27 protein-coding genes and 1 pseudogene are annotated in these 23,686 nt (G+C 53.5%); 17 read left to right on the plus strand and 11 right to left on the minus strand.

Features of this window, described 5'->3' with window-relative positions:
• Both V7676_RS15545 and V7676_RS15550 read left to right on the plus strand, forming a co-directional pair.
• Window positions 1–463 (plus strand): annotated as a pseudogene (locus V7676_RS15545) (chromosome partitioning protein ParB); the annotation flags it as partial.
• Between the two features lie 662 nt (window positions 464–1,125).
• Window positions 1,126–1,449, plus strand: coding sequence for a DUF736 domain-containing protein (locus V7676_RS15550; RefSeq protein ID WP_335660527.1), 324 nt, complete (start codon window positions 1,126–1,128; stop codon window positions 1,447–1,449).
• Window positions 1,450–1,501: 52 nt separating this feature from the next.
• On the opposite strand, the gene V7676_RS15555 is transcribed toward V7676_RS15550, so the two are convergent.
• A complete protein-coding gene (locus V7676_RS15555) occupies window positions 1,502–1,723 on the minus strand; it encodes a helix-turn-helix domain-containing protein (RefSeq protein ID WP_335660528.1) in 222 nt (73 codons plus the stop codon).
• Window positions 1,724–1,889: 166 nt separating this feature from the next.
• Between V7676_RS15555 and V7676_RS15560 the strand changes: the two genes are divergently transcribed.
• The 7 genes from V7676_RS15560 to V7676_RS15590 all read left to right on the plus strand — a co-directional run bounded on the left by V7676_RS15560 (window position 1,890) and on the right by V7676_RS15590 (window position 7,094).
• Window positions 1,890–2,147 carry a DUF2285 domain-containing protein gene (locus V7676_RS15560; protein WP_335660529.1) on the plus strand — a complete coding sequence of 86 codons (258 nt, stop codon included), beginning with the start codon at window positions 1,890–1,892 and terminating at the stop codon, window positions 2,145–2,147.
• Between the two features lie 179 nt (window positions 2,148–2,326).
• Window positions 2,327–3,064, plus strand: coding sequence for a DNA -binding domain-containing protein (locus V7676_RS15565; protein ID WP_335660530.1), 738 nt, complete (start codon window positions 2,327–2,329; stop codon window positions 3,062–3,064).
• A gap of 107 nt (window positions 3,065–3,171) precedes the next feature.
• Entirely contained in the window at window positions 3,172–3,429 is a 258-nt protein-coding gene (locus tag V7676_RS15570) for a helix-turn-helix transcriptional regulator (protein ID WP_335660531.1), read from the plus strand.
• Window positions 3,422–3,901 (plus strand): DUF2840 domain-containing protein, encoded by a 480-nt coding sequence (locus V7676_RS15575; RefSeq protein WP_335660532.1) that lies wholly within the window; start codon window positions 3,422–3,424, stop codon window positions 3,899–3,901. Before V7676_RS15570 ends, V7676_RS15575 begins: the two co-directional genes overlap by 8 nt.
• A complete protein-coding gene (locus V7676_RS15580) occupies window positions 3,898–4,422 on the plus strand; it encodes a S26 family signal peptidase (protein ID WP_335660533.1) in 525 nt (174 codons plus the stop codon). Before V7676_RS15575 ends, V7676_RS15580 begins: the two co-directional genes overlap by 4 nt.
• 1 nt (window position 4,423) lies before the next feature.
• A complete protein-coding gene (locus V7676_RS15585) occupies window positions 4,424–5,140 on the plus strand; it encodes a lytic transglycosylase domain-containing protein (protein ID WP_335660534.1) in 717 nt (238 codons plus the stop codon).
• A gap of 208 nt (window positions 5,141–5,348) precedes the next feature.
• Entirely contained in the window at window positions 5,349–7,094 is a 1,746-nt protein-coding gene (locus tag V7676_RS15590) for a relaxase/mobilization nuclease domain-containing protein (RefSeq protein ID WP_335660535.1), read from the plus strand.
• A 15-nt stretch (window positions 7,095–7,109) separates the two neighbouring features.
• Here the strand turns inward: V7676_RS15590 and V7676_RS15595 are convergent, their stop codons facing one another.
• The 3 genes from V7676_RS15595 to V7676_RS15605 form a co-directional block, all read right to left on the minus strand.
• Complete coding sequence (locus tag V7676_RS15595; RefSeq protein WP_335660536.1) at window positions 7,110–8,408, minus strand: type II toxin-antitoxin system HipA family toxin; 1,299 nt, start codon at window positions 8,406–8,408, stop codon at window positions 7,110–7,112.
• Window positions 8,405–8,740, minus strand: coding sequence for a helix-turn-helix domain-containing protein (locus V7676_RS15600; RefSeq protein WP_335660537.1), 336 nt, complete (start codon window positions 8,738–8,740; stop codon window positions 8,405–8,407). Before V7676_RS15600 ends, V7676_RS15595 begins: the two co-directional genes overlap by 4 nt.
• A gap of 192 nt (window positions 8,741–8,932) precedes the next feature.
• On the minus strand, window positions 8,933–9,067 hold the full coding sequence (locus V7676_RS15605) for a hypothetical protein (RefSeq protein ID WP_335660621.1): 135 nt from the start codon (window positions 9,065–9,067) through the stop codon (window positions 8,933–8,935).
• Between V7676_RS15605 and V7676_RS15610 the strand changes: the two genes are divergently transcribed.
• Complete coding sequence (locus tag V7676_RS15610) at window positions 9,060–11,030, plus strand: conjugal transfer protein TraG (protein ID WP_335660618.1); 1,971 nt, start codon at window positions 9,060–9,062, stop codon at window positions 11,028–11,030. The genes V7676_RS15605 and V7676_RS15610 overlap by 8 nt on opposite strands.
• A 10-nt stretch (window positions 11,031–11,040) precedes the next feature.
• Window positions 11,041–11,457 (plus strand): CopG family transcriptional regulator, encoded by a 417-nt coding sequence (locus V7676_RS15615; RefSeq protein ID WP_335660538.1) that lies wholly within the window; start codon window positions 11,041–11,043, stop codon window positions 11,455–11,457.
• Between the two features lie 112 nt (window positions 11,458–11,569).
• Here V7676_RS15615 and V7676_RS15620 read toward each other — a convergent pair whose 3' ends face one another.
• Window positions 11,570–12,331: a helix-turn-helix transcriptional regulator gene (locus tag V7676_RS15620; RefSeq protein WP_335660539.1), complete on the minus strand. Its 762-nt coding sequence runs from the start codon at window positions 12,329–12,331 to the stop codon at window positions 11,570–11,572.
• Window positions 12,332–12,552: 221 nt separating this feature from the next.
• Between V7676_RS15620 and V7676_RS15625 the strand changes: the two genes are divergently transcribed.
• Window positions 12,553–12,942 (plus strand): hypothetical protein, encoded by a 390-nt coding sequence (locus V7676_RS15625; protein ID WP_335660540.1) that lies wholly within the window; start codon window positions 12,553–12,555, stop codon window positions 12,940–12,942.
• A gap of 2 nt (window positions 12,943–12,944) precedes the next feature.
• Window positions 12,945–13,298, plus strand: coding sequence for an HdeA/HdeB family chaperone (locus tag V7676_RS15630; RefSeq protein ID WP_335660541.1), 354 nt, complete (start codon window positions 12,945–12,947; stop codon window positions 13,296–13,298).
• Here V7676_RS15630 and V7676_RS15635 read toward each other — a convergent pair whose 3' ends face one another.
• The 6 genes from V7676_RS15635 to V7676_RS15660 are packed head-to-tail and all read right to left on the minus strand — an operon-like array spanning window position 13,299 to window position 21,249.
• On the minus strand, window positions 13,299–13,811 hold the full coding sequence (locus tag V7676_RS15635) for a hypothetical protein (RefSeq protein WP_335660542.1): 513 nt from the start codon (window positions 13,809–13,811) through the stop codon (window positions 13,299–13,301).
• Window positions 13,812–13,832: 21 nt separating this feature from the next.
• Window positions 13,833–14,414 (minus strand): DUF4136 domain-containing protein, encoded by a 582-nt coding sequence (locus tag V7676_RS15640; protein ID WP_335660543.1) that lies wholly within the window; start codon window positions 14,412–14,414, stop codon window positions 13,833–13,835.
• 25 nt (window positions 14,415–14,439) lie between these two features.
• On the minus strand, window positions 14,440–15,657 hold the full coding sequence (gene gltS, locus V7676_RS15645; protein WP_335660544.1) for a sodium/glutamate symporter: 1,218 nt from the start codon (window positions 15,655–15,657) through the stop codon (window positions 14,440–14,442).
• The gene (locus tag V7676_RS15650) at window positions 15,654–17,105 is read right to left on the minus strand and encodes a TolC family protein (RefSeq protein ID WP_335660545.1); all 1,452 of its coding nucleotides are present in this window, start codon (window positions 17,103–17,105) and stop codon (window positions 15,654–15,656) included. The genes gltS and V7676_RS15650 overlap by 4 nt, the downstream gene beginning before the upstream one ends.
• A complete protein-coding gene (locus V7676_RS15655) occupies window positions 17,102–20,161 on the minus strand; it encodes an efflux RND transporter permease subunit (protein WP_335660546.1) in 3,060 nt (1,019 codons plus the stop codon). Before V7676_RS15655 ends, V7676_RS15650 begins: the two co-directional genes overlap by 4 nt.
• An 11-nt stretch (window positions 20,162–20,172) precedes the next feature.
• Window positions 20,173–21,249, minus strand: coding sequence for an efflux RND transporter periplasmic adaptor subunit (locus tag V7676_RS15660; protein ID WP_335660547.1), 1,077 nt, complete (start codon window positions 21,247–21,249; stop codon window positions 20,173–20,175).
• Between the two features lie 123 nt (window positions 21,250–21,372).
• Between V7676_RS15660 and V7676_RS15665 the strand changes: the two genes are divergently transcribed.
• The 4 genes from V7676_RS15665 (at window position 21,373) to V7676_RS15680 (ending at window position 23,684) form a co-directional block, all read left to right on the plus strand.
• Entirely contained in the window at window positions 21,373–21,810 is a 438-nt protein-coding gene (locus tag V7676_RS15665) for a potassium channel family protein (protein ID WP_335660548.1), read from the plus strand.
• Window positions 21,811–22,124: 314 nt separating this feature from the next.
• Entirely contained in the window at window positions 22,125–23,102 is a 978-nt protein-coding gene (trbB, locus tag V7676_RS15670) for a P-type conjugative transfer ATPase TrbB (RefSeq protein WP_442955455.1), read from the plus strand.
• Window positions 23,092–23,412, plus strand: coding sequence for a TrbC/VirB2 family protein (locus V7676_RS15675; RefSeq protein WP_335660549.1), 321 nt, complete (start codon window positions 23,092–23,094; stop codon window positions 23,410–23,412). Before trbB ends, V7676_RS15675 begins: the two co-directional genes overlap by 11 nt.
• Window positions 23,412–23,684, plus strand: a complete 273-nt coding sequence (locus V7676_RS15680; RefSeq protein ID WP_335660550.1) for a VirB3 family type IV secretion system protein — start codon at window positions 23,412–23,414, stop codon at window positions 23,682–23,684. The genes V7676_RS15675 and V7676_RS15680 overlap by 1 nt, the downstream gene beginning before the upstream one ends.
• Window positions 23,685–23,686 lie beyond the last annotated feature (2 nt).

Here is a 23,686-nt window from a genome sequence, read left to right on the forward strand (position 1 = left end):
CATGGAGATATTGGGTGTGGTCATGGCAGAAACGCTGGCCGCTGGCAGCGATCTTGTCGAAACCTTGGGTGTCCATCTTGATGTTGAGATGGCGGATTACTGGACAGCGGATGATGCGTTCATGGACCTTGTCCGTGACCGTGAAGTCCTGACCGCGCTTCTAGCAGAGGTTGGCGGAGCCAGCATTGCTGCTGCCAATGCCAGCGAAAAAACCAAGACGGTGAAGGGCATTATCAGTGACCATCTGACCGGCGAGAATGGCCGCGCAAAACAGGAAAACTGGCTTCCGCGCTGGATGGCCTTTCCGCCATCGGCTTATACGGAGCGCGGCGGTGTCGGCACGGTTGCCGCTGCCGAGCGCGCGAAATGGATGATGGAAGAGGATGAACCATCCGAGCCGGAGCCGCAGGATGCTGCCGAAACCGCGCCAGCTAAAGACGAGGAAGAGCGGATTGCGGCTTGAAACGTAAGCGGGCGGCTGTTGGTCGCCCGCTCCCAGATTACCGCAAAGCCCCGTCCGGCAGAACCGGACGGGGCAGCGGCGCGGGTGCAGCCGCCATGCGGCGGAGCAGCACAGTAATTTTCTGTTGGGATAGCAATCGCCACCAACGAACAGGCTCGCAAAACCAGTGCGCTGCGAAGCGCCGATTGCCCGAAATTCCTGCGGCGGTCGTGGCGGTTTTTGACCGGTTGCCCGATTGGCTTTGTCCATCACCGAACTTGGGACAGCGCGCTTCCTGTAATCGTTAGCATCAGCATGGGGGATCATTCCGTTCAGCAAACAGATCGCGCCATCTGGGCCGCAGTCTATAAACCTGACATTGAACGCTCTCAGATATTCGCCAAATCTCCTTGGAACTATTAGCCAAAAGCACTCATTCACGTCCTCTTAAATGGCTTTGATTGGCAGGGGACGGCTGCGCCTCTTGCCCCTAGCTGCAACGGTGCAGCCCAAAGTTTCTTCCCCTGCGCTGGCGCGCATTCCTCGCGGAAACAAGAAACCCCGGTCTGCACCGTCCTCCACTTCGTTTCGGCCCTGCGGGTGCATCGGTTCAAGCCCCTGCCTGAAATCAGCCATCGAGGCCGCGAATGAGCGCGGGTTCGACCAAACCAAGGAGAAGTATCATGGCTAATATCGGAACATTCAAAAAGACAGGCAACGACTATCGCGGCGAAATCGTCACCGTGATGTTGCAGAAGAAGAACGTCACCATCGTTCCCGAAGATGCAAGTGAAAATGAAAACGCACCGACCCACCGGGTTTTTGTGGGCCGCGCAGAAATCGGAGCCGCCTGGACCAAGACCTCGAGCGAAGGCCGAGGCTATCTTTCGGTCAAGCTCGACGATCCCAGCTTCACCGCACCGATTTTCGCAAATCTGTTCGATGACGAAGATGGCAAGACCTATAATCTGATCTGGTCACGCGCCCGTAAGGCCAGCGGCGAATAAGCCTGCTGATTTCAGCCCCGCCCGAACCGTTCGGGCGGGGCTTTTTTGCTGTTCAGTCGTTTGACTTTGGTGTCCCAAATAACTCGACAAAAGCAACATCAAGCGCGATCGCGAGTTCCGAAACACGCACTATTGTCATATTCTGCAAACCGCGCTCGATGGCGCTGACATAGGCGCGATCAGCGCCGATCTTTTCTGCGAGAGCTTCCTGGCTCAATTGCCGTTCGCGGCGAAAGCGGCGGGTGTTAGCTCCCAAAATAATGCGAATGTCCATGGAATAGCTTGAAGACAATCGCGCATTTTCATGCTACGTATTATAATACGCGCAATGCGTGATTGCTTGCCGTCACAGCGGATTGCTATATTGAACATGGCGGTTATTGATCTCACTGGAGTTGCATCCGAGGGTCAATTTTGGATTGGGGAACCGGATATCTGCGATGGTTGAAAATGCATTTCAAACATGCCCGCCAGCATCAGAAACGCTGACCGATTATGACGAGCAGCATCTGGTGACTTATCTAAGATTGCTCGACGCCGACAAGGAAGGTGCGGACTGGAAAGAGGTTGTTTCGGTCATTTTCGGGATTGACCCATCTGATAGCCCCGAGTTGTCAAAAGAGATGTTTGAGCAGCATCTGGCGCGGGCCATCTGGATTTCCCGTTCCGGATTTGCGCATTTGCTAAACAATGAGTGAACATATCGCCTGATTTAGCGCAACGACGGGTGGTTCCCGTTACGGAATCTTAGTCAAACTTGATTTTTTGCCCGAATAGTGCAAGTAATTGCAGTCTTGTTTGAGAGAAAGTTGACCAAGGGCATTATAGCAAGGTCGCTCCCTTCTTCAGCTTTGGAAGCTATCCAAGGGGTTTCGTGATGGGAACTACCGAAGACTGGAGGTCACCAGATTATGGTGATCAGTTTAGTGGTTATGAGCGCCCCGATTTCGCGCAGGAATTCTTGCGGCGCAATCCTGCATATATCGCCAACTACATTCGAGCGGGTGATGACGAGCAAATCCTCAAGGAAGTAGCAACCCGTTGGGGGCTCTGTGTGCCCTTTGATCCGAGCCTTAAAGCCAGTGAAGCGAAAGCGCTATGGGATGAAAGACTTCATCCACTCAGTCTGGAGGTTCACGGACCCGCGCTGGAACATGACAATGTCGTAGCCGAGCATCAAGGCAGCATCTTCAGAAATATCCTCCTTTCAGATAAGAATGGCGATCATTATGTGATTTGGAAAAAGACGGGCAGTGATGGCTATCAGATCGTGATACCGATGTGCTGCGATACCACAGCCAAACTCAAAGCTGCTTACCGATATTGGCGTCACATAGAGGGCAGAAATGCCGGACCTTACCCATCTCCATATCGGCTCACGGAACAGCAACGCAAACGTTTGACCGATGCTTTGCAACTGATCGATGCGCAAAAATCTGATGCGAGCAGGCGTTCGGTTGCCGAAATCCTCTATGATGAAAAAATATCCTTGCGCGAATGGTCCGATAGCAGCGAACGCGCGCATGTCCGCAGATTGCTCAAACGCGGCAAATATCTGTCCGATGAAGGATATCGAAAACTTCTAAATCCGTTTCAACAGTCCGCTACCGCTTAGTATCCGCAGGGGGACGATTATCGACCCCGCAATAAACGTCCCTTCCTCGGACCTCTAACCCTTCGCCATTATCGCCTCTTGTTACCCAAGCTACGCAAGAGGCAATAATGTCAGTCAATAATCCACCGCAGCGATATCTAACAACGCCGGAAGCAGCGCGCTTCCTCGCCCTTTCCGGCCGCACCCTTGAAAAGCACCGAACCTATGGAACCGGGCCGACTTACCGCAAGGTCGGAGGCCGCGTTATCTATGCGCTGGAAGATCTGCAAAGCTGGGCGGATCGCGGAACGCGCAGTTCTACATCAGACCCCGGCATTGGCACTGTTCATCCCGCCAAGCGTCTGGAGGGCAAGGACGATGGCTGACGATCCCCATCCAATATCCGTGCAAGTTCGCCTCATCTGGATTGAAAAGCGCATCCAATATTGGCTTCGCTTTGGCGACCCATCCAGTGAGACCATCACCGACCGAAGACGCAAGACTGTGCAGTTTAAACAAGGCGATATCTTCGCATTGGTACGCTGGAAATCGAATGATTATGGCACGGTATTCTCCGCGTTGGATATTTTGCAATGCGTGAGCGAGGACGGCGAGGCGCTTGATATTCGCTGCGTGAAGGGCAATGTGCGTTCGCTATTGCACCTCACCGCTTGGCACCGGGTCAAAAGGGTTTTTGAGCATATTGATGCGATAGAAGCGCTTGGCATTGCTGCAAAAGACGTTTGCCCAGATCATTGGAGCCATGTCCAATCCCGTATTTCGAGCGGCGATAGCCCGCGTGATTATACCACCGTCAGGCACAAGGTCTGGACCGAGCGCAGGGAATATGAGGCATGAAGATGCCCGCTCTCTTGCCACTTTCGCGAACTGCCAAATTGACATTTATCGCGCTCGTATTGGTTGGCGTAAGCAGTCTGTCGCTACCTAAAATTATGATCTGGAATGCCAGCGCAAGCATGGATGAGGGGCTATATATTGTCATCCCATCATCACATGTCAGGCGCGGTCATATTGCAGCCTATCAGCCACCTCCAATGCTTGCGGCGTGGATGGAAAAGCGCGGCTATTTGCCCGAAGGCTTGCCGCTTTTGAAGTCAGTGGATTCAAAAAAGGGGAGTCTTTACTGCCGTAGTGGCAGCATAATTTCCTACCGTGCCCAGCCAATTGCCATTGCCCAAAATCACGACCGCTTTGGTCGCGAAATGCCCATCTGGCAGGGCTGCCGGGTTGTAGGCGAAGATGAAATATTCCTGCTGTCACCGTCTGGTTCCAGCCTCGATAGCCGTTATTTCGGCCCACTGCCTGCATCCGGATTGTTGGGCCGTGCTTATCCTATTTGGACTTACCAAAGTGAGTAGGATGAGTGTTCTTTTGTCATCCATCACGATTGGGTCGTTTGTTTTTGGCGTTCTCCAACCCACCTCTTTGCAAGCTCAAACCATTCCGGTTGCGCCAGCTAAGGCCGTTTCGAAGCAGGCTGGCCTGCAAGAAATCATCCGTGAAGCATCTGTCCGCTTTGCAATTCCAGAACGCTGGATTGTTGAAGTCATTCGTGCTGAGAGCAATGGCAAGGTTGGTGCTGTTTCGCACAAAGGTGCACGCGGTTTGATGCAGATCATGCCAGCAACTTGGGGCGTTTTGCGCCGACGCTACAACCTCAAAAATGCACCCTATGCCCCGCGCGAAAACATCATGGCGGGAACCGCTTATCTGCGCGAAATGTATAATAAATTTGGATATCCCGGATGCCTTGCTGCCTATAACGCGGGGCCAGGTCGTTATTCCGCGTGGGTCTCCGGCAAGCGCAAACTCCCCCTCGAAACCATCAATTATGTCAACAAAATCACGTCGCGTATCGGACGCGGGTCATCATTTGCTGCTGCAAATTCTTCCTCCATTGCCAAGCCGAACGCTGTGCGGCCAGCACAGTCTGGCCTGTTTATCAGCAGGCCGGTAGCAGATGGGAAACAAGAAAATATAAGCGCCCTTGGCGCAAAAGGAGCACATCCGAAGGATGATCTTTTGCAGGGCCAAGGCCTTTTTGTTCCGGTCTCCGGCGCGTCAGCGCCAGAGTGATGGCAAATTTCTCAAAACAGACTCTGGCGAAGAAAAGCGTATGGTTTTCTGTATGCTGCATCAAAAAATTTGGAGGGCAAGATAAAAGGAGCGCCGTCGGCTGCTCTATGATGGTTGGTTTTCTGCGGGTTTTTGAGCGGCGCTCTCGCAAGGGGTGCGGCGGCTCCCTTGGATATGTCAATGATATCAATGCTTTTGGAGACGGCGCATGACCCTACGCGAAGATCGCTTCGAACCGCGTATAGGCAAATCACGCCGCGAAGCTCGGCAGCGACCTGCCAGTTTTGTGGAACAGATTTTGCGCGCAGCAAATCGATCTGGCCGGAGCGTCGGACGGTCCCGTTTTAGCAAGACAGGCGGTAGCAGCTTTGGACGGGGGTCAGCAGCGGCATTGGCTACCAGAAATACGGCCTTCGCCCGGCGCGTTGTCATCAAGACCCATATTGTTCGCCATTCCTCCGCTAGCGGCAATTCGCTTGGACGTCATATCAGTTATCTTCAACGCGATGGTGTTGGCCGCGACGGCGAAGACGCCAAGATGTTTGATCGCGCCGGAGATGAGGTTCGTTCCAAAGACTTTGCTGAGCGCTGTGCCGATGATCGCCATCATTTCCGCTTCATGGTATCACCGGAAGATGCAGTGCAACTGGAAGATATGCGCGCGCTCACCCGCGAGCTGATGAGTGACATGGAACGCGATCTTGGCACCAAACTCGATTGGCAAGCCGTCGATCATTGGAACACCGACAATCCGCATGTTCACATATTGGTGCGCGGCGTTGATGATACCGGCAAGGATCTTGTGATTTCCCGGGGCTATATCAGCCACGGCATGAGAGCACGGACCGAAGAACGCGTATCGCTGGAACTCGGGCCGCGAAGCGAGCTGGAAATCGAAGCTGATCTGAAACGACAAATCACAGCCGAGCGATGGACGAAGCTTGATCACGCGTTGACGCGGCGCGCATCGGTGGGCGAGGGCATTGCCGATTTGAGGCCCGGACAATTTCAACAGGATCAGAATTTCCAGAACGCATTGCGCGGACGCGCCCAGCATCTTGAAAAAATGGACTTGGCGACGAAGCATGGTCCGGCGCGTTGGTCCTTTGAACACCATATGGAAGACACGCTTCGCGATCTTGGAACACGCGGCGACATCATCAAAACCATGCACAAGGCGATGAAGCGATCCGGTCGCCCGCCGGATGTGTCGCGCTTTGCTTTAACAGAGGCGCCGGGAAGGTCCGTCGTCGGAAAGTTTGTGGCGCGGGGACTTCATGATGAATTGAAAGGCGAGGCCTTCGCGATTATCGACGGCGTTGACGGACGTAGTCATTATTTGCGTTTTGGCAATTTGGAAGTAACGGGTGACGCAGCATCTGGAGCCATGGTTGAACTGCGCAATTGGAAAGATGGGCAGGGGCGACGGGCGCGAACGCTTGCTGTTCGATCTGATTTTGATCTTGCATCGCAGGTCACTGCCGATGGCGCGACATGGATTGATCGGCAGCTTGTTGGAAAATCACAAGACAATCTAGGCGGCGGTTTTGGTCGGGAAGTTGCCGGTGCAATGGAGCGGCGGGTTGAATTTCTGACCGAGCAGGGGCTTGCGCAGAAACACGGCGGTAGGATCACGCTGGCGCGAAATTTAATTGCGACGCTTCGAGATCGAGAACTTGGCAAAACGGCTTCCAAGATTGAGCAAGAAACAGGCTCTAAATATCGACCAACCAAGCAGGGTGAATATTTGAGCGGGAAATATTCCAAGCGTCTGCAACTGGCATCAGGACGGTTCGCGATGATCGAAAGCGTCAGCGAAGGCGGCAAGAGTTTTGAATTGGTGCCCTGGCGGCCAGCGCTTGAGAAGCAATTGGGCAAGCCGGTTCAGGGGCAGATGATGCCGGGCGGGCGTGTGGATTGGTCAGCGGGGAGGCAGAAAGGACTCGGCCGTTAGTTTGACGATATTATGTCATTCAAATTTGAGCCTGATCGTTCTGAGTACCCACTCCTTCAGATTTTTGGGAATATCAAGTTCATTTGCAACATCGCCCCATGTGGAAAATGCCTCTATGGTCTTTTCCAGTATCTGGTTTTCACGTCCACGCGGAAGGCCAGCATATTCGGCGAGATGTTTAAAGTCTTGGCGGACGAAATCTGACGTTTTCCCGTTGATGCTTAGCTGATGAAATTTAGTGAAATTGCTGCCCTCTGAATGGCATAGATCATAGGCGGGCGACACATCCCATTGGCCTTTCCTGTCCATCATGAAGGCGAAGTTTTTGACATGATCGTCTTGGTTGCATCCCACCACATTAAAAATGGCGCGGCGGAATTGTTCTTCAATAGACGGTTTCGAAATGTTCAAACGCTTCATGGCCATAAATATCTGTTCGTAGGAATAGGCGCCGCTTTCATAATAATCATAATGTGCCAATGCACCGAGCGTTTGAACAAAACTCTTACCGCCCATGTCATCGCGGTCAAATCGCCGTGTCATAAAATGATTGCGACCATTTTCAGAGAAGATCTGGCTTTCCATCATGTCGATCCCGCATTTTTTAGCCATGAGATAATAGCTATACTCAAGCAGGCCATAGCCCTTGGGATCGGCGACGCCCCAATCTCCGCTAAACTCGACGCCATCAAATTTTATGAGCCAATGTTCAAATCCAGCGGGTAGATTCAATTGCCCCGAACGCACCTGCTTGGTTTTTGGATTGAAGGCGATGACTGCTTTTGCGCGCGCGCCGCCTGCCGATGTGCCTACGCTCAAAATGTCGAATAGGGCATTCTCTCCGCCTGCTTCTGTTAGTTTCGTATCAAGTGCCTCCTTGTCGGCAAATGCCATTGATGCGAGTTCGGTAAGGTCTTTTATCTCAAGCAGCTTGTCTTGGGTTGCCGACGGCTGTGCCGACGGCTCAAATTCCAATGCGCCCATACCTCTTTTGCCGGTGTAGCAGAGGCGATCGACGGCGTTGAAATCTTCGGCTTTCCGGCCCGTCTGAGCAAGCCAGATATTGATCAATCTTTGTCCATATTTATCGGGTAAGCTGTCGGCAACCAGACCAGGCATTCCATGAAATGCTAGCGGATTGAGGTCTGGAAACTGATAAATATGCCGCGCTCTGACCGGCATCATTAAAGGAGCCGGCTCAACGCCCATTTCTGCAAACTCAGGGTCATATTCAAAACGCGCAAATCTTTCATCGGCATCCATTGAAATATAGCCGATATCAGTTCCCCATAGTTTGACGGTGGCTGTAGTCATGTCTGCTCATCTCCCCAAATCGGCTTTTTCAGGTCGGATTTTTTCCTGATACGGCGTTTCCCTTTCGACAACGCCTCGGTTTTGGGAGAGTTGAATTTCTCTGGCAGTAATGAGTCGATATGTGCCGTCATGCGCAGTGACTTCATCAACTTAATCCAGGACTCTATTTGACTGGCTTTCCCGGTCTCTATTCGCCGGATTGTGGCAACCCCGATTCCGGCTTCTTCGGCTAGCTCGGCTTGCGAATATCCGAATTGCTTACGGATATGTGCGAGTCTGCGGCCCAACTCAGCCAATACCTCTTTCTCGGGAGTTAAATAGTCGATTTTCATAATATCACTCCTGATATGAAATTGATGTTTTAGCGCCTTTTAATATCATATGTGATATTAAGTATGTACGTCTCTAACATGAGATTCGCTAATTTTGCAACAACAATATCATATATGATCGATATTATGCTCTTTAAGGCCTAAAAATATCATAAATGATATCAAAATATCTAGCTATCTTTGCAGAATATCTCATTCAAACAAAGTCAAATTTCGCTCCTGCCAGTTTTTCTGCGCCATGATGCGCCACCGCCGGATGCTCGACAAACAAATCTTGTAAATGGCCAATTCGAGCCAGAAGGATACGGCTTTCTGGAGAATTTGCATGACCAAAATCCTTTGGGGGCAGATACTGGCGGTATTCAGTGTAATGATTTTCAGTGTTTGGGCTGCCACGCAATATGCTGCCTCAAGACTGGGGTATCAGCCTGAACTTGGCGAACCGTGGTTCGCTATCATGGGGCATTCGATTTACCCTCCACCTGCTTTTTTGTGGTGGTGGTTTGCTTTTGAGGCTTATGCACCCGACATATTCTTGCGGGCCGGGGGCATCGCTATATCAGGGGCCGGCGTTGCGATTGTTATTGCGATTTCCATGTCTGTTTGGCGCGCGAGGGAAGCCAAACGCGCTGAAACATATGGATCGGCGCGGTGGGCTGACCGGAGAGATTTAGCGCGCGCAGGATTATTTGAGCAAAGCGGCGTTATGCTGGGGCGCTTTCGCGGCCAATATCTTCGCCATGATGGACCGGAGCATGTGCTTTGTTTTGCGCCAACACGCTCGGGAAAAGGCGTTGGATTGGTTGTGCCGACATTGCTGACCTGGCCGGGCAGCGCCATCGTTCACGATATCAAAGGTGAGAATTGGGGGCTGACTGCTGGCTACCGTTCGCGTTTTGGACGGGTTCTACTGTTTGACCCCACCAATGCAGATAGTGCTGCCTATAATCCATTGCTGGAAATCAGAAGCGGTGAGAGTGAAGTGCGTGATGTCCAGAATGTGGCCGATATCCTGGTTGATCCGGAAGGCTCGCTAGAGCGGCGCAATCATTGGGAGAAAACCAGCCATGCTCTATTGGTGGGCGCGATATTGCATGTTCTTTATGCCGAACCCGACAAGACGCTTGCCGGTGTTGCGACATTCCTGTCCGATCCCAAACGACCTATTGAAGCAACGCTCAAGGTAATGATGTGTACCGCGCATCTGGGAGGTGCCGGTCCGCATCCGGTTGTGGCTTCCGCTGCGCGTGAATTGTTCAACAAGTCGGAGAATGAACGGTCAGGCGTGTTATCGACCGCCATGTCCTTCCTGGGACTGTACCGCGATCCTGTTGTGGCGCAGGTTACGCGCTGCAGTCAGTGGAACATTTCTGATCTTGTCGACGGTGATAATCCGGTGACGCTTTATCTGGTTGTGCCGCCGTCTGACATTAGCCGGACGAAGCCGCTCATCCGGTTGGTGCTTAATCAGATCGGGCGGCGGCTGACCGAGGATCTGGACGGGAGCGTGAAGCGGCAGCGCTTACTATTGATGCTCGATGAGTTTCCGGCATTGGGGCGGCTGGATTTCTTTGAATCCGCTTTGGCCTTTATGGCGGGTTACGGACTAAAAGCCTTCTTGATTGCCCAATCTCTCAACCAGATCGAAAAAGCCTATGGCCCCAACAATGCGATATTGGACAATTGCCATGTGCGGGTGAGCTTTGCGACCAATGATGAGCGCACCGCCAAGCGGGTGTCTGATGCGCTCGGCACCGCCACGGAAATGCGCGCCATGAAAAACTATGCCGGCCACCGGCTCAGTCCTTGGCTGGGTCACTTGATGGTATCGCGCTCCGAGACCGCCCGGCAATTGCTGACGCCAGGCGAGATCATGCAACTTCCGCCCGATGATGAAATTGTGATGCTATCGGGGCTGCCCCCGATACGGGCCAAGAAAACCAAATATTACACTGATCCCGCGTTACAGGGGCGGGTTTCGCCGCCGCCGGAAGCTGAATCACCGAAAAAATGCACCGCGCATGGCGATGATTGGACATCGCTGCCCAAACCGGAACTATGGTTCATGGATGATGAGGAACTGAGTGAGGAAGAGGCTGACAGCGATGGCGCTATCCGGCGCAACCCGGAACTCTCCGATCATGATGATATTGTTCCCAAGTCAGAACCGAAATCCGAATTTGCCTTTGATGACAGTGAACCGGAGAGTGAAGACAGCTTGGTTCAGAGGCGCGCGTTCACTTTGGCGCGCGCTGCCAGTCTCGATCCCAATGATGGCATCGATCTGTAGGAGCGAAGAAATGCGCATTAAACATACCATTCGTCTGCCGCCGAAACTATCATCGCATCTTGTTGACTATGCAGCGCGCAAACGGGTTACACAGGCGCTGGTCGTTGAAACTGCGCTTGCGTCCTTCTTGTCGCCGGACAGCAGCGAACGAATGGAAGCCGCATTGACACGGCGGCTGGACCGGATGTCCCGTCAGCTCGAACGGTTGGAACGCGATGTCGAGATTGCCAATGAGGCGATATCGCTCTTTGTGCAATTCTGGCTTACCACCACGCCGCCTTTGCCCGAAAGTGAATTGAAGGCGGCGAAGATTTCGGGAAAAGCCCGTCATGCGGATTTCATTGCGGCGCTTGGTGAGCGCGTTGGCGGACATAACCGCGTTGCAAGAGATATTGAGCGACAAACCGCACCCACAGCGACCGATTGATTGCTGCATTTCAGTTCGGCCGTATTCTATGACCGCTTTGCGCCCTAGTTTCGGACCTTCCGATGGAGTCCGCTAGATCCCGAAAGCCGACATAAGGCACCGCTCAAAAACCTCACTTCAAATGATCAAGCTTACCCAGCGACGAAGCGCGCAGGGCGGCGGTTACACGGTTGTCCACTTCCAGTTTCCTGAAGGCGCGTTCGAGATAGGTGATAACCGAGCTTTCCGAGAGACCCAGAATGTCGGCTATCACTCCGTTGCTCTTGCCTTGCGCCACCCATGACAAGATTTCTTTTTCGCGTCGCGATAGTTTGGCCGGGTCAGGAAGCTCCTGCATTAGCAGGTCGCAATATTTCAAATGGGCGAATTGGCAGCAGCTTTGAATCAAGTGAATTTCGCTATCAGCGATGACCGATCGGCCTATTTTGAAGCCCAAAGACACATAACCGTTTCGCCCGTTGGGGCCGAAGACCGGCACGTTTATTCCATCATCTACCCTGCTCGCAGCGTAGTCGAGATAAGCTTGCTCTTCATCATTCAGGCGACTGGTATATTCAATTTCGCGCCATTTTTGTGCCTTTGTGCCCGACATGACCAGTTGAATGGTCGGGTCGATGCCAATCGAACTCGCCGCCTCAAATCGTTCGACAAGCTCCTTTGGAAGGCCCAGACATACAACATTCACGCCGACATTCTCACCTGCACCTATATGCGGCAGGTGATGGTAAGCCATCGCCTTGATCTCCAGCTTGGCAGCTGTGCGCAGGCAAAGCGTGTTAAGGCCCGAAAACGTCAGGCAGCGCCCGACGTCGGCCAAAAATTCTGCGGTCAATGATACGACATCTGTATGGGGTTTTACTGACGGATCGCGCATTCAGAAGCTCTAACCGGACTGAGGCAGAATTGAAATAGCGGCGAGTATCGGCAATTGCCTGCGAACAACCAGTAATGGTCATCACCTCTTAGAATGTCGGAAGATTGCAGGACATTGGTTATTCCTATCTTGTGGTATGATAAGGTGAAAGAGGCCGCTGTGATCACTTGGCGCAAATTCGGCAGTTGATTTTGGACGGCGCAAGAAAGGGAGACAGCGATATGATTGCATCTAGATGGGCAGCCTTTTCAGCTACATTTGCAGCTTTTGGCATTTTTGCGCAATCCGCATCCGCACAATATGCGCCTGACCGCTATGGCTATTGCCAGCAACGCGCGGCGGCGATTTCCGGTTATCGCGGACCGGTGCCAGATCGGTATCTTCCCGGCGGAGTCCTGGATGGTGCTGCCAGAGGTGCCGCAGTTTCGGGCATCGGCGGACTGATTTTCGAAAAGGACAAGAAAAAACGGAAACGCAATGTCCGGCGCGGCGCGGCAATTGGTGCCATTGTCGGTGCCATCAAGCGCGGCAATGCGAAAAAGAAACAGCGCCGGGCGGCGCGCCTTTATAGACTGGAACTGGACGCATGTATGCGCGGAGGAAGATATTGATCATGTTTTATTTCACAAATTTTCACAAATCCATGGCCGCCGCAATCGCCGCATCGGCCCTGTTTATCTCACCCTTGCAAGCGCAGGAGGAAACGGAAGAAGCCAACCCATATGGCCTTTCCTCGGCCGAGTCTGTCGATCTGAAAGCTTTAACCTGCTGGGATGTTGTGACGCTCGCCGAAGAAGACCGCGCTTTCACTATGACGATGCTTTACGGCTATGTAATGGGCACGCAGGGAAAATCGGAAATAAAACCACGGGACATTCAGGTGGCGATTGTGACCACCATGACCAAATGCGTTGATACGCCCGACGCAAAAGTGCTGGATGTGCTGAAAGAGCAGATGTCGCATTGATCAGGCGGCAGCAAGCGCCAGATAAATCTGATTGGCAAATAACAACGCAAAGGCAGCAGCCGCGCCCACAAGGCCGCGAACGAAGCGTTTGCGCTTGCTTTCGCGCAGTTCCGATATTTTCAAAAGCTCATAGGCAACCTCGTCAATTGGATCGCATTCTCTGGCAGCTTTGATCAAATTCTCCGCCGAGCCATAGCGTTCGGGATGCAGGAAGAATACATGCGTCCGGTACTCCTCTTGCCCATCGGAACCGACCGTCTTGCGCGCAGGATATAGAACATATCCGAACAATGCGATTGGCAATATGACAATCAGCCATGCGATAACGACATTGGTGAGGCCAATATTGGTGTCTTGCGTCAGGGCATTGCCAATCTGCCCGATGACGTTGAGCGCGAAAATATACCCGACACCCACAATCTGAGCCTTGGTATCATAGGCGCGGACGGAATTTTGTGCCTCATCAAGACTGTCTTTCAACAGGCTGAATATCTCGTTGCTCGCTTTGGCCATGGACGATTGTTATCCTTTTTTTCACTGGGGAGGAAATTTTGCCAGAATAACGCGTACATCGGCTGCTGCGGTTTCCTGTTCGCCGGACAATTCTCTGCTGCTCAATGTCTTCGTTCCTTTCCCGTGCCAGACAGGGCTGCGGCGTGCTACATCATATATGTCCACCGAAAGCGTGCCTTCGGTATAGTCTCTGACGACGGTTCGTGTCGGTGTGATGTTTCTCTGTATTGTCGGGAAATGGGGGTTACCCCAAGCCCAATCGAGTCGGTTCTGCCAAAAATAGTCCGGAATCTCGGTGGTTTTCGTTCCGTCTCTTGTGCCGATTGTAAAGGAAACGGCAAAATCGGCCGCTTTGACATCATCGGTAAACTGATAACCTCGCGCTGTGAGTTCGCTCTTTATGGACTGCGCCACCCGAGATTGCACAATGGCCGGGATATTGCGGTTACCGAAAGAGACCATGGGTTCCTCCCCGGCCCAGGCGAATGTCCTATAGGCGGCGAAATTCTGGGATGGGTCGCTATCTGTAGTAATACGACCAGTGGTCGCACACCCCGCCAGAAAAAGGGAGCCTACTACCAGCGCTGCACTAAATTTTCTCATATCTTCCTCCTAAAAAAATGCCGGATCACACTGACAGAAAAAACTGTATCAAGAACGAATTGGCGACATCGACAAAGAATGCACCGACCAGCGGTACGATAATAAAGGCCGTGGGGGCCGGACCGTGCGATTTGGCAACGGCGGACATATTGGCAATGGCGGTTGGCGTTGCACCAAGGCAGAAACCGGCAAAGCCAGCGCTCAAAACGGCGGCAAAATAATTGCGGCCCATCACCGGAAAAACCACGAACAGGATAAAGAGCACTGCAACAGCCACCTGCGCAAACAGCAGGATAAACAAAGGCCCCGCCAGATCGGCCACAGCCCAGAGCTGCATCCCCATTAGCGACATGGCAATGAAGAGCCCTAGCGAGAAATCCGAAATGACAGCAAGCGCGCGGCTTTCGGCTGGCCAGGAGATGTTTTTGAAAAGCGCCGGGACGCTATTTGTCATCAATATGGCGACCATCATGCAGGACACGAAAAGCGGTAGCTTCAATTGGGCGGCCATCAGAGCCTCATTGAGCATATAGCCAAATATCATGGCGACATGGATGACCAGCATCGAGCTCATGATACCCAGATGGGTAACTGTTGCCGTATCCTCTTTTGCATATTCGACGCCGACCAGCAGATCGCCGTCTTCCGTCGATTCCAGCTTGTTTCTGGCAAGCAGGAATTTGGCTATCGGTCCGCCAATCAGGCTTGCAACCACCAGGCCGATTGTCGCAGCAGCAACCCCGATTTCGAGCGCATTGGCTATGCCTTGCTGTTCGGCAATGGCGGGTGCCCAGGCAATCGCCGTTCCATGCCCGCCCGCGAGCGAAGCAGAACCAACAAGCACACCTATGCCGCCAGGCTGACCGATTGCCAATGCACTGGCCACACCAACAATATCCTGAATAGCGAGGTAGCCTAGCGTTAACGCAAGTAAGAGCAGCAGCGGTTTGCCGCCGGATAGAAGCTGCGCAAACCGGGCATTTATGCCGATGGCCGTGAAAAAATAGATGAGCAATACATCACGAACATAGAGATCGTAGCTAAGCTCCCAGCCGGTTGTAGCGTAGATCAGCAAGGCGGCGATCGAGGCAAAAATACCGCCTGTAACCGGCTCGGGGATATTGTATTTTTGCAGGAACGCGCTGCGGGCCGTTACCTTGATACCAGCAAACAAAACAACAAAGCCGAGCGTGAGAGCAATGAAGCTGTCAATCTCAATAATATTGCCTTCCAGAAAATTCATTCGACCGCTTCATCCTTTGGCTCAGGAGGAGCAATCACTCTCCAGTTTCCGCCCAGCGCGAGGTTGATTTCCAGATACTGGTTCAGCTGCGCGCGCTTGAGAGCCAGTAAGTTGCTTTGCGCGCCAAAGAGCCGCTGCTGCACCGAAAGCAGGTCGATCAGGTCGATCTCGCCTTCCTTGTATTGCAGGTTGGAAAGGCGCAGAGCGTTTTCTGTTTCCTTAGTAGCGGTTTCAAGCGCGATCCGGCGGCGACCAAGGAAAACACCGCGATCAAGAGCCGTTTCGACTTCGGTGAACGCCTTGATTGCGGCATCGGCATAAAGGGCGACCGTTGCCTCAACATCAGCATCGGCAATATCGACCTGTGCATCCCTTCTGCCATTGTCAAAGATCGGCGCGAGAATGTTGCTGGCCAGCGTCCAGACGATATTGGCCGGGTCCAGAATATTGCCCAAATCGGTTGACGATGTGCCTAATGTGCTGGTGAGGCTAAAGCTGGGCAAGCGCGCAGCTTCTGATACCTTCCGATTGTTAATCGCGGCAGCGATATTGCGCTCCGCCGCGATAATATCTGGCCTTCGCTGCAATAGTTCGGAAGGAAGACCCTCGCCGGGTGGCGCTGGAACAGCAGGAAGCGCGTTCGGTGTTTTCAAATCTGCGCCGGGATAGCGGCCCAACAGCCCCTCCAGTGCGCGTAAGGCTTCCAGCTTGCCATTCTTGGCCGTCTGCAGCGTATCCACCGAGGTCGCAAAATCGGATTCCGTCAGCGAAACGTCATAAGCTGATGCAAAGCCATAGCGATAGCGCAAGCGAACAATACGGCGGATTTCCGTGAGTGCATCAACAATGCCCTGCGCGACTTCAACCTGCTGCTCGGCCTCGATCACCAGAAAATAGGATTGTGCAACGGCAGCCGCTATCGAATATTGCGAAAAGAGATAATCCGCCTCTGCAACACGCGCGCTTTCAATTGCCGCTTGCTGTCCTGCTTCGATACGCCCCCAGACATCGATTTCCCAATTGGCCTGAAGCCCGGCCGAGAATGATGTGATGCCACTATTTTCGAACGACTGGTTGCGCTGAACACCGCCGGACGCATCGACCGAGGGAAGCTTTGCCGAGCCGGCCTGACGTATGACAGCGCGGGCGCGGCGGACGTTTGCTGCAGCCGCTTGCAAATTGCGGTTGTTCGCCATTGCTTCTTCCACAAGTTCCATAAGCTGCGGGTCGTTAAACTCTGCGATCCAGCCGGGGCGGACGTCGCCGACCTTCTCGCGGATGGAAGTCCAGTCGGCTGGTTGGACCGGCAAGCTTGCTTGCGCCGAAGTGGCCGTTTCCGCGTCTGTCGCCGGTTTGATGGTGGCGCATCCACCAACGGCCAGCGCCCCCAATGTCAGCGCGGCGAGGCCAGAGCGCGAGAAAGATTTCGAGAAAGCGGACTGTTTCATGATGCTGCACTCTCTTCCGCTTTGATGCGGAAAAACATGGAGTAGAAGACCGGAACAACAACAAGCGTCAGCAGCGTCGCGAAGGTAAGACCGAAGACCAGTACGACGGCCATCGATTTGAAAAAGGCATCAAAGAAAAGCGGGATCACGCCAAGCACCGTGGTAAGCGAACCCATCATCACTGGACGGACACGGCTGGTAGCGGAGTCAATCACTGCATCAAATCGCGGTTTGCCCTCTCGTATCTCCAAATCCATCTGGTCCACGAGGACGATGGCATTTTTAATCAGCAGCCCGGACAGCGATAGCAGCCCAAGGATAGCCATGAACTCCATCGCGGTGCCGGTTGCCAATAGTCCGAACACCACGCCGATCAGCGACAGCGGAACAGTCAACCAGATGATCAGCGGCTGCTTGATCGCGTTGAATAGCACTACAACGACGAGAACCATGGCGAGGAAACCCATTGGCAATGTGCTTGCCAGACTACCGTTTGCTTCCGCGCTATCACCAGATTCGCCATTCCATTTGAAGCTATAGCCTTCGGGCAAATCTATGGCTTCTATGTCGGGGCGCAGTCGTTCCTGCAATTCGCCCGCCAATTCGCCGGGTAGCGGGTCACTCTGCGCATTGATCGTCCAGACACGGTCCACACGGCGCAGGCGCGAATTGGTCCAGACTGTTTCAAACCTGTCGACCACTTCAAGTATCGGAACGGATTTGCCAGTCGTGGAGCTGGTAATCTGAATACCGCGCAGCGCATTTGCATCCAGCCGCTCACGCTCTGGCGCACGTGCGATGATACGGATCAGCTGATCGCCATCGCGATAGACGCCCACATCGCGGCCAGAGAAATTGGCGCGCAACGCATTGGCAAGGTCTTCGCGTGAAACACCCAGCCGCCTGCCGCTTTCGCCATTATAAACCGGCTGGATAACGCTCACCGGTTGCCGCCAGTCATCCTTGATGGAAATCGCGCCGCCATCCTTGGCCATGATGGCCTTTGCCTTGTCTGCAAGCAGGCGAAGGACAGTGGGGTCAGGTCCGGAAAATTCCGCCTCGATTTTCGAGCCGCCGCCGGGGCCAAGCTGGAATTGCCATACCTTCGCCTGTGCATCGGGATAGTTGGCATCAATATGTTGCTGTATCTTGGGCAGGATACCTGCGATCAGATCATAGTCATCGACCTTGATCAGAAATTGGCCATAGGCGGAACTTGGTGACTCTGGACTATAGACCAGCATGTAGCGCAGAGTTCCCATGCCCACGAGGGTCTGGACGTCCTTCACGCCATCCAGTTTTGATACGAACGTCTCCAGCTTCGCCATTTGCGCGTCGGTCTTGGCCAGCGCAGTTCCTTCAGGCTGTGAGAAATCGACAACAATCTGAGGTGAGGTTGAAGGTGGGAAAAAGCCGGGTTTCACCATGCTGAAGCTCAATACCGAGAGCACGAATAATCCAGCCACAACCATCACAGTTAGCTTGGACTTGCCAAGCACAAAGCGCATGAATTTCTTATAGCGCACAAAGAAAGGATGCTCCGGTTTTTCCTCGATCTCGCCATCTTTCGCTTCGGGGAAGAGAATATCGGCGAAGAGCGGCACGGCGGTAATCGCAAAAATCCAGCTGAACAGCAGCGAGACCATCACGACCCAGAACAGGTCTCCCGTAAATTCAGCCGTCGACCCCGGCGCAAAGCCAATAGGCGCGAAAGCAATAATACCAACCAGCGTGCCGCCCAGCAGCGGCCATCTGGTGCGCCTGACAATATCCTTGGCAATATCGAGCTTCTTTTGCCCTTGCTGCGTGCCGACCAATATACCCTCGGTCACCACAATCGCATTGTCCACCAGCATACCCAGCGCGATAATCAGCGCGCCGAGCGAGATGCGGTGCATCGGAATATCGATGAAATACATGGTGCCCAGCGTCGCTGCGATGGTGAGCAGCAGGACAGCACCGATCACAATTGCAGAGCGCAATCCCATAAAGAAGAATAACGTCACAAGAACGATCAGCAGGGCAACCACAACATTGATCGCAAAGTCGGCGACTGCCGTTTCAACTATCTTCCCCTGATGGTAATATTCATGCACTTCGATGCCGACAGGGCGCAGCGATTTTGTCTCTTCGAGCTTGGCGTCAATGCCCTTACCCATCTTGGCGACATTCGCGCCAGAAATATTGGAAATGCCAATCGCGATGGCCGGTTTGCCGTTAAAGCGGATAATCATGCTCGGCGGATCGACATAGTCCCGTGTAACGCTTGCAACATCGCGAAGATAAACAATGCGGCCAGACGTAGCAGTTGAAACAACCAGATTCTTGATCGCATCAACAGACTGTATCTCGCCGGTTGGCTGAAATTTCAGGCGGCGGTCGCCGAGTTTGATGTCTCCAGCAGGCACAACCGAATTTTGCTTGGCAAGGTCGCCGTAAATCTGATCAACCGAGACGCCCAGCGCATTGGCCTGCTCGCGGGAAATTTCGACATAGATTGCCTCTTGCCGCATGCCCAGCGGCTGGACTTTGGCGACATCTTCAACGGAAAGCAGGTCGGTGCGCAGTGCTCTGACATATTCATATAGCTCGGCTGGCGAAAACCCGTCGCCAGTGACGAGATAGTAAAGCCCGTAAACATCCCCAAAATCATCATTGACCTGAGATGGTTCAGCGCCCGGCGGGAGCCTGTTCTGGACATCATTCACCTTGTTGCGTAGCTTGCTCCAGATCAGCGCCAGGTCCGATTTTTCAGGAGAGAAACGATAGCGAATATCGACGCTTATCTCTGACCGTCCAGCCGAAGAAACCGAACGTATCTCTTTCACTTCCTGCATTTGCTGGACTGCGCTTTCCAGCGTCTCGGTCACTTCATTGGCTACTTCTTCGGGTGTTGCGCCGGGATATTGCGTTACAATTTGGGCGGTGCGGATGGTAAATTCCGGGTCTTCAAATCGCGCGATATTTTGATAACTATACCAGCCAGCCGCAAGACAAAGCGCAATGACAATGAAGCAGATCAAACGGTTCTTTATCGAAAATTCTGCAAGGTCCATCTGCCCGCCCCCTACGGCTTGTAGGGACGGATTTTGTCGCCGTCATTTAAGTAGGCCGCACCAGCCGCCACGATGGTCTCGTCTTGTTTCAGGCCGCTAACAACCGGAACGCTCTCGCCAACACCTGTGCTGACCTCGACAGCGCGTTTCTTGACGGTCATTTTTTTTGTATCGACGACCCACACAAACCGCTTTTTGCCATCAGACAGAATCGCGCCGAGCGGCACCATGACCTGATTCTCTGCCTTTTCCCCTTCCAGCAGCGCACGGCTAGTAAAGACTGTGCCAGTCATGCCGGGCAGGACCGACAGGCTTGCAGGAGGTGTGAACGCAAACTTCACCTGAAATGTCTGGGATTCGGTGTCACCCTGAGTCGTAACCGAACGAAATACGCCTGGGATTTTTCTATCCGGGGCTGCACCCAATATCACATAGGATTCAGATGGCGGTCTATTCGCCAGCCGTGGAACCAGACTGGCCGGCACGCTAACGACCGCTTCAACGGTGCCAACCGATTGCAGCGTGACGATGTCCTGATTGGGGCTGACATTTTCAAACTGTTCCACCAGTTTTTCGGCAACGATCCCGGAGAACGGCGCGCGTAGGATGGTGTCCGACAAATCCTTGCGCGCGCTGTCCAGTTGCGCTTGCGCAACGTCGCGCTGCGCCCGCCGTTGATCCACGGCAATGCGCGCGATGGCGTCTTCTTCGAGCAATCTTCGGGCACTTTGATACTCGGAGTTCGCAGAAGCATATTGTGCGCGGGCTGAGTTAACCGCATTGCGATACCGCCGATCGTCAAGCCGGGCGATAACCGCACCGCGTCTTAGCTGCTGACCTTCCCTGACCGGAAAGCGGGTCAATAGCCCGCTGACCTGAAAGGTGAGCGTCGATGACTTTCCGGCCTCTATAATCGCGGGGAAACTATTGTCGAATGTCTCACTGGCCGATGCAACGACATGCAGTTTTGCCGGACGGACGATTTCATCCTTCTTCTCTTCTCCGCCAGAGCAGGAGGCCAAGAGGGTGCAGCTTGCGATTGCAACAAAAACGGGCTTCAGCCACGGCTGTTTATTCAATATATTCAAAAGCCTATACCTTCCCAGCTTTGGCGATCACATAATATGAAGGTTGCCTGTTTTTACATGATATAGCAATGTATCCTTTAGGGCCATTGGGCTAAGAGTAATGTCGGGGAGATTTACTACAAAATGTTAATGCAATTGCTTGTTGGTTCTGCCCTGATTTCCGCAACCATCATTGTAGAGGTCGGTTTTATCGGCCTTGCGACAGTCGGCCTTACCAAAGCAGGCGCTTGGCTCGTTGAGGGCAGCAAGATCCTGAAATTGATGATTTCACTGCTGGCAATTGTCTTGTGGATGCTTGCAGCGATCAGCATAGCCGTCTGGATTTGGGCTGCCGCGTTTCTGGCCTTAGGTCAATTCGGTGATTTGGAAACCGCACTTTATTTCTCGGTCGTCTCCATGACCACTTTGGGATATGGCGACATAGTAATCGGCAAGGAATGGCGTCTGCTCTCCGGCCTGATCGCGGCGAACGGCCTTATCCTGTTCAGCTTGACCACCGCTTTCCTGATTGAGTTTATCAACCAACTGCGAACGGCCCAATCAGATGCATTGAAGAATTGAGTTGTAGCAATGTCGGTTTTTTGCGCCCATGGTGGTCGAAACCGGACATTCCGCTCACGGCCCACTTTCAGCCATTCGCGGATAGATTTTGGAAACAGTCATCACAAGGTTGCTTAAGCGGAGGCATGCTGATTCGTCGTCGGTTCCGGCTGTCAGTGTGACCTTCGCTAACGCAGCCTTCACCATGACAAGTCTTTATACGATGCAGCACTACTACGCCCTTATGATTGTTGAACTACCCTAAAAAGCTGCTTTTTAGCTGAACCCCACCGACGCAGTTGCATTTCCGCAGCTGCAATCAGGAGACGGGGTTCATGCAAACCAACGCAGTCATCTCTATAACGCCATCGCGATTGGGCAGCATGCTGCGCACCGCCTTGGGCGCAGAAATTGCCGAATGGCTTGCTGAGCCGCAAGTCGTGGAAATCATGCTCAACCCGGATGGCCGGATATGGCTCGACCGGCTGGATACAGGCCTTGCCGAAACCTCTTCCTTTTTGAGCGCAGCCGACGGCGAACGTATCATCCGGTTGATAGCTCATCATGTCGGTGCGGAAGCGCATGCTGCATCGCCGCGTATTTCGGCAGAGCTTCCCGAAAGCGGCGAGCGGTTTGAAGGTTTATTGCCGCCGCTCGCCGCAGCTCCCTGTTTTGCCATCCGCAAACCCGCAGTTTCGGTATTCAGTCTCGATGATTATGTGGTGGCTGGGATCATGACCGATAGCCAAGCTGATGCGTTGCGTGACAGTGTTTCATCGCGCGCAAACATTCTGGTCGCAGGCGGAACTTCCACCGGGAAGACGACATTGGTCAACGCGCTTCTCGCAGAGGTTGCCAAAACCGATGACCGTGTGGTGCTGATTGAAGATACCCGCGAACTACAATGCGCCGCGCCCAATCTGGTCGCGCTGCGCACCAAAGATGGCGTGACCTCACTATCCGACCTTGTCCGTTCCGCATTGCGTTTGCGGCCCGACCGCATTCCCATTGGCGAGGTGAGGGGAGCCGAAGCGCTCGACCTGCTCAAAGCCTGGGGCACGGGACATCCGGGCGGCGTTGGAACCATCCATGCCGGTTCGGCTTTGGGCGCGCTTCGCCGGATGGAGCAACTGATTCAGGAAGCGGTTATTACCGTGCCGCGCCCGCTCATCGCCGAAACCATCGATTTGATCGCCGTGCTTGCCGGGCGTGGATCGCAGCGCCGTTTGGTCGAGCTTAGCCAAGTAACCGGCCTCAATGACGCCGGCGACTATCAACTCACCCCGATTGGAGAACCATCCCATGACAATTAAAAAATCACGCCTGGTTTCATACGCGATCGCTGCCACGACATTGATCGCAATATCCACGCCCGCTTATGCATCGGGTTCAGGCATGCCGTGGGAAGCGCCCTTGGAATCTATATTGGAGTCTATTCAAGGTCCGGTTGCCAAGATCATGGCGGTGATCATCATTATCATAACCGGATTAACGCTTGCCTTTGGTGATACGGCGGGCGGCTTTCGGCGGCTGATCCAGATCGTCTTTGGTCTTTCGATTGCCTTTGCCGCATCCAGCTTCTTTCTCTCCTTCTTCTCCTTTGGTGGAGGGGCCGTAATCTGATGGAAAACTCCTCCCCTGATTTTCCCGGATTAACGGTGCCCCTTCACCGTTCGCTCGCCGAGCCCATCCTGCTCGGCGGTGCACCCAGAGCCGTCGCCATCGCCAATGGTACCATCGCGGCGGCTCTGGGATTGGGGCTTCGCCTCTGGCTGGTGGGCCTTGCATTTGGCCTAATCGGTCATCTCGCCTCTGTCTGGGCCGCCAAACGCGACGTGCAATTTGTCGATGTTGTCCGCCGTCATCCCCGTTACCCCAGTTATCTAGGAGTTTGATG

Source organism: Parasphingorhabdus sp., assembly GCF_036963805.1.
In the GTDB taxonomy this organism is placed as follows: domain Bacteria; phylum Pseudomonadota; class Alphaproteobacteria; order Sphingomonadales; family Sphingomonadaceae; genus Parasphingorhabdus.